A 5,342-nucleotide genomic window follows, 5' to 3' on the forward strand; every position below is an offset into this window, starting at 1 on the left:
GTTTAAAGGCGGTTTGTGCCAACCTAACTAAAGTCTGCCAGCAGGCTCCGTGTGCCTGCTGCGGCCTGAAAGGGTAAAATACGCCCTGAAGACAGGGAATACGGGGGCGGTAGGGCGTTGGACATGAAAAAAGCCTACTTAATGACCTAAGTCAGCTTTTTTGATTAAGGCTTTGCAAAGGGCTCTGGCCGTCTGAAGTTTCAGACGGCCTTGGTGCATTTTGGCATTTTGTTGCGGTGCATGCCATACCGATGTAAATTTATGTTATGATGCGATTTTCTTTTTGGTGTTTCATCAGGAAGCTGTTTTCTTACAACAAAAAATGGAGAAAGGGCATGAATGCCGTTGTAATTGCAGTAGTGGTGATGCTGGCGTTGTCGCTGGCAAGGGTGCACGTGGTGCTGAGTTTGGTCATTGGCGCGTTTTTCGGCGGTCTGATTGCCGGTATGCCGTTGGCTGATTTGAAAGACGCAGCCGGCGCAGTGTCGCAAGAGGGCATTATTACCGTGTTCCAAAACGGTTTGGCCGGTGGGGCGAAGATTGCGTTATCGTATGCCATGTTGGGTGCGTTTGCGATGGCGATTACCCATTCGGGCCTGCCGCAGCAATTGGCTGGTGCGGTGGTGCGCAAACTTAATAGAGGCAGTGTGCCCGATCAGGTCAACCGCAGCGGCGGTTCGGTAAAATGGACTTTGCTGACGGTGTTGCTGGTGATGGGCGTGGTGAGCCAAAACGTGGTGCCGATTCACATTGCCTTTATTCCGATGATTGTGCCGCCACTGTTGCTGGTGTTTAACCGCCTGCAGGTTGACCGCCGCCTGATTGCCTGTGTGATTACTTTCGGCCTGGTGACGACATATATGTTTCTGCCTTATGGTTTTGGCGCGATTTTCTTGAACGAAATTTTGTTGAGCAACATTAAATCTGCCGGTTTGAACACTGATGGTTTGAGCGTGATTCAGGCGATGGTGGTGCCGGCTTTGGGCATGGTCAGCGGCTTGTTGCTGGCGTTTATCCACTACCGCAAACCGCGTGTTTACCAAAACAGCCAAATCGACACCGACAACAACGATGCCGGCATTAAGCAGCCTGAGCCGTCGCCTTACCGCAGCTTGGTGGCGGCGGTGGCGATTGCCGTGTGTTTCGCGATTCAGTTGATTTATAACGATGCTTTGCTGTTGGGTGCGATGTTGGGTTTTGCCGTGTTCATGACCTTGGGCGTGGTGAAACGCAGTGATGCCAATGATGTCTTCGGCGCAGGCATTAAAATGATGGCGATGATCGGTTTCGTGATGATTGCCGCACAAGGTTTTGCCGCCGTGATGAAAGCCACCGGTGACATTCAGCCGCTGGTTGACGGCAGCATGGCCGCATTCGGCGGCAGCAAAGGTATGGCCGCGTTTGCCATGTTGGTGGTTGGCTTGCTGGTAACCATGGGTATCGGTTCATCGTTTTCCACTCTGCCGATTATTTCCGCGATTTATGTGCCGCTGTGCATGAGCTTAGGCTTTTCGCCGCTGGCTACCATCGCTTTGATTGGTACGGCCGGTGCTCTGGGTGATGCCGGTTCGCCTGCATCTGATTCCACCTTGGGTCCGACCATGGGCTTGAATGTCGACGGCCAACACGACCACATCCGTGATTCCGTCGTACCGACCTTTATCCACTACAATATTCCGCTCTTGATTGCCGGCTGGATTGCCGCGATGGTGTTGTGATGGAAAAATTGGAAAACCGCATCACCGAGCTGGAAATTCAGACGGCCTTACAAGACGATCTGATTGCCAGCCTGAGCGATACCATAGCCAAAATGCAGCAAACGTTGGATTTGCAGCAAGCGCAAATGCGTGTGCTGTATCAGAAGATGCAGGACAAAGGCGCGAATGGCGAGCGAGAGGAATACAGTTTGCGCGATGAGGTTCCGCCGCATTATTGATCTGTTGTTTTGAACACAATCAAAAGGCCGTCTGAAAGTTTGGTTTTACTTTCAGACGGCCTTTTAGCTTTAAAAAATCAAACCCTTACAAACACGCCAATTCGTTGGCCATTTGCTGCGCTAAGGTTTCGCGTTGGCGGATGAGTTTGGCTTCGCTGCCGCTGACCAACACTTCCGCTGCGCGGTTTCGGGCGTTGTAGTTGCTGGCCATGCTCGCGCTGTATGCGCCTGCACTGCGTACGGCCAATAAATTACCGGCTTCGCAGGCAATTTGGCGGTTTTGGCCGAGGAAGTCGCCGGTTTCGCAAATCGGGCCGACGATGTCGGCGGTAAACGGGGAGATATCTGCTTGCTCGACATTTTCAATGTGGTGGTAAGCGTCGTAAAGGGCGGGGCGCATCAGATCGTTCATGGCGGCATCGACCATCACGAAGTTTTTCACTTCGCCTTTTTTGACAAATTCTACGCGTGTAAGCAGGGTGCCGGCATTGCCGACCAAACTGCGGCCGGGTTCGAGAATCAGTTTCAGGTTGCGGCCGGACAAGCGTTTATTCACTTCGGCGGCATACGATGCCAAATCAGGTATGGTTTCGTCTTGATATACGATGCCGACGCCGCCGCCCAAATCGAGATGCTCTAATACGATGCCGTGTTCGGCCAAGGTATCCGCCAACAGTAAAATGCGTTCGCACGCTTCGACCAGCGGACTTAAGTCGGTCAGTTGCGAACCGATGTGGCAGTCAATGCCGACGATTTTGAGATTGGGTTGCTGTGCGGCGTATTGGTAGGCGGCCGGCGCATCGGCGTAAGCAATGCCGAATTTGTTGGCTTTCAGGCCGGTGGAGATATATGGGTGGGTTTTGGCATCGACATCGGGATTGACGCGCAGAGACACGGGTGCGACGGTACCGAGTTTGGCCGCTACTTTTTGAATACGGTCAATTTCGGGAATGCTTTCCATATTGAAGCATTTCACGCCGGCATGGAGCGCAAATTCAATTTCAGTTTCGCTTTTACCCACGCCGGAGAAAATGGTTTTCGCCGCATCGCCGCCTGCCGCCAACACGCGCGCCAGTTCGCCGCCGGATACGATGTCGAAGCCGCTGCCGAGTGCGGCAAAGTGTTTGATGATGCTTAAATTGCTGTTGGCTTTGACCGCATAGCAAATCAGCGGGTCGAGTGCAGCAAAAGCGGAAGTGTAAGCGCCAAAGGCTTCAGTCAGTGCGGCTTGGCTGTAAACATACAGCGGCGTGCCGAACTCTTCGGCCAGATGGGTGAAGGGTACATGTTCGCAATATGGTGTCGTCATGGTTTAATCTGGTGATTGGGTGGTGGGTTCTTTTGAGTTGCGGTTAAATTCGAGGCCGGTTTGAATCACACCGAAACGTGCTTTGTCACCTTCCTTGGGCAAATACAAATCGCCTTTGTAACCGCAGGCCGACAGTAAAACCGCCGCCGCAACCGATAAAAATAAGCAGGATTTCATGGGAAAACTTTCGTGTTGAGCGTGAATGTGGCAAGATTGAGTATCTTAAACAAAAAACACACAAAAAGCCATGATGACCGAGAGTGAATTTATCCGCCGCACAGAAGAATTGTTCAACCATATTGAGGACCAAATCGACGAAAACGGCTGGGATTTCGACTGCCAATTTGTCGGGAACGTATTAACCATCGAAGCCGGAGACGGCACGCAGATTATCGTCAACCGCCACACGCCTAATCAGGAATTGTGGATTGCGGCCAAAAGCGGCGGCTACCATTTCACTGAAAAAGAAGGCCAATGGCTGTCTACCCGCGACAACAGCGAATTTTTCACCGTGTTAAATGATGCCTTGGGTGCGGCTTCAGGTGGGGAAGTGGCGTTGGAAGTGTTGTAAAATTGGGTTTTGCGGATATATTTCGCCGATGTATTGAGAAAATCAAGCAATAAGTTCTGTGACTTATCATAATCCCTTTATCTGTGCTTTCCGCCCTTTCTCCCGCAAGGCAGGAGAAAGGGGGAGCTTTAGTTTCAGACGGCCTTTACCGAAGCCGTCGCGTCTCCTATTTCATAGTAAAAAACATTAAGGAAACAACATGCCTTTATTAGACAGCTTCAAAGTTGACCATACCCGCATGCACGCGCCGGCCGTGCGTGTGGCCAAAACCATGACCACCCCGAAAGGCGACACGATTACCGTGTTCGACCTGCGTTTCTGCATTCCCAACGAAGAAATTCTGCCGGAAAAAGGTATTCACACACTGGAGCATTTGTTTGCCGGTTTTATGCGCGACCATTTGAATGGCGGCGATGTGGAAATTATCGATATTTCGCCGATGGGTTGCCGCACCGGTTTTTATATGAGCCTGATCGGCATGCCGTCTGAAAGCCAAGTTGCCGACGCGTGGCTGGCCTCAATGAACGATGTGTTGAACGTGCAAGACCAAAGCAAAATCCCCGAGTTGAATGAATACCAATGCGGCACTTATCAAATGCATTCGCTTGCCGAAGCGCAAGGCATTGCCGAAAACGTGTTGGCGCGTAAGGTTGCTGTGAATAAAAACGAAGAGTTGACTTTGGATGAAAGCCTGCTAAACGTTTGAGTCCGCCGTCTGAATCAAGTTGAAAGGCCGTCTGAAAAATATTTTTCAGACGGCCTTTCAACTTGTTCTTTGCAAATAATGCTATTTTAACTATAGTAAAAAAAAATTAAGAAATGACACAAATCCGCATAAACATAGAAGCGCATAACGGATCAATACAATCTAACCGTCCCATCCTTCTGCTTCATCCACGCCCGTTTTTTTCAATCAGACCAAAGTCAGGGCGGTAAGGCGTTAACCAAAACTGTATTCTTGATGGGTTTCACCTATCCTGTCTTTTATGAAATGAGGCATTGCCCGTGACAATCACACTGTTTTGTGGCAACGGCGGCAATAACAGCGTTTTCACATATTGCTGTTCATACGGCAGTCATGCAAACCCGCTGAAAGTAATGGACCGTTATGAACCGTTCCAACCGCATTGGCCATGTTTTTCAGTTGCCGGTTGTGTGTGTCATAAGGCTTTTAACCTTTGGCTGTATAGGCGTAAGGCCAGTAGTCATGCGATCGCCAAGATAAACAATGGGTCTGTTGCTTTGTCCGTCAGTTTGTCATTGCGCCAAGGAGCGGGTGTGTTTGTTTTCATCAGTTGGCGGGTGGTTCAAAGTCTTTTTTTCGTGATTTTGAGTCGCTGCCGTACAATGCCAATCGCCCGTTGGGTGCAGTTAAAGCGAACCGCTCTTTCCCGTTGGTAGCAATACGGGCTGGTTTTCCGGCTTCAAATAGCATTCGCTGATAACCTGCAACGGCGGATTGATTGGCAGCAGATTGGTTTCGGGGAAGATTAATGATCACAAGTCTTTGAAAGATATGGATTCTT

General features: G+C 50.4%; 7 protein-coding genes. 4 read left to right on the forward strand and 3 right to left on the reverse strand.

From position 1 onward, the window contains the following. Positions 1–335 precede the first annotated feature (335 nt). Both C7N83_RS12805 and C7N83_RS12810 read left to right on the forward strand, forming a co-directional pair. Positions 336–1,718 carry a Na+/H+ antiporter family protein gene (locus C7N83_RS12805; RefSeq protein WP_106743117.1) on the forward strand — a complete coding sequence of 461 codons (1,383 nt, stop codon included), beginning with the start codon at positions 336–338 and terminating at the stop codon, positions 1,716–1,718. Beyond that, positions 1,718–1,936 carry a SlyX family protein gene (locus tag C7N83_RS12810; RefSeq protein WP_106743118.1) on the forward strand — a complete coding sequence of 73 codons (219 nt, stop codon included), beginning with the start codon at positions 1,718–1,720 and terminating at the stop codon, positions 1,934–1,936. Before C7N83_RS12805 ends, C7N83_RS12810 begins: the two co-directional genes overlap by 1 nt. Positions 1,937–2,021: 85 nt before the next feature. Here the strand turns inward: C7N83_RS12810 and lysA are convergent, their stop codons facing one another. Both lysA and lptM read right to left on the reverse strand, forming a co-directional pair. Next, positions 2,022–3,245, reverse strand: coding sequence for a diaminopimelate decarboxylase (lysA, locus tag C7N83_RS12815; protein WP_106743120.1), 1,224 nt, complete (start codon positions 3,243–3,245; stop codon positions 2,022–2,024). Between the two features lie 3 nt (positions 3,246–3,248). Continuing rightward, complete coding sequence (gene lptM / locus C7N83_RS12820; protein WP_106743121.1) at positions 3,249–3,422, reverse strand: LPS translocon maturation chaperone LptM; 174 nt, start codon at positions 3,420–3,422, stop codon at positions 3,249–3,251. Positions 3,423–3,492: 70 nt separating this feature from the next. Between lptM and cyaY the strand changes: the two genes are divergently transcribed. Beyond that, positions 3,493–3,816, forward strand: a complete 324-nt coding sequence (gene cyaY, locus C7N83_RS12825; protein WP_106743123.1) for an iron donor protein CyaY — start codon at positions 3,493–3,495, stop codon at positions 3,814–3,816. A gap of 199 nt (positions 3,817–4,015) precedes the next feature. Beyond that, positions 4,016–4,522 (forward strand): S-ribosylhomocysteine lyase, encoded by a 507-nt coding sequence (gene luxS / locus C7N83_RS12830; RefSeq protein ID WP_106743124.1) that lies wholly within the window; start codon positions 4,016–4,018, stop codon positions 4,520–4,522. A 585-nt stretch (positions 4,523–5,107) separates the two neighbouring features. Here luxS and C7N83_RS15385 read toward each other — a convergent pair. Continuing rightward, positions 5,108–5,342 (reverse strand): hypothetical protein (locus C7N83_RS15385; protein ID WP_211296662.1); only part of this gene is annotated, 235 nt, incomplete at its 5' end.

It is taken from the genome of Neisseria iguanae (assembly GCF_003013245.1).
Taxonomy (GTDB): Bacteria; Pseudomonadota; Gammaproteobacteria; order Burkholderiales; family Neisseriaceae; genus Neisseria; species Neisseria iguanae.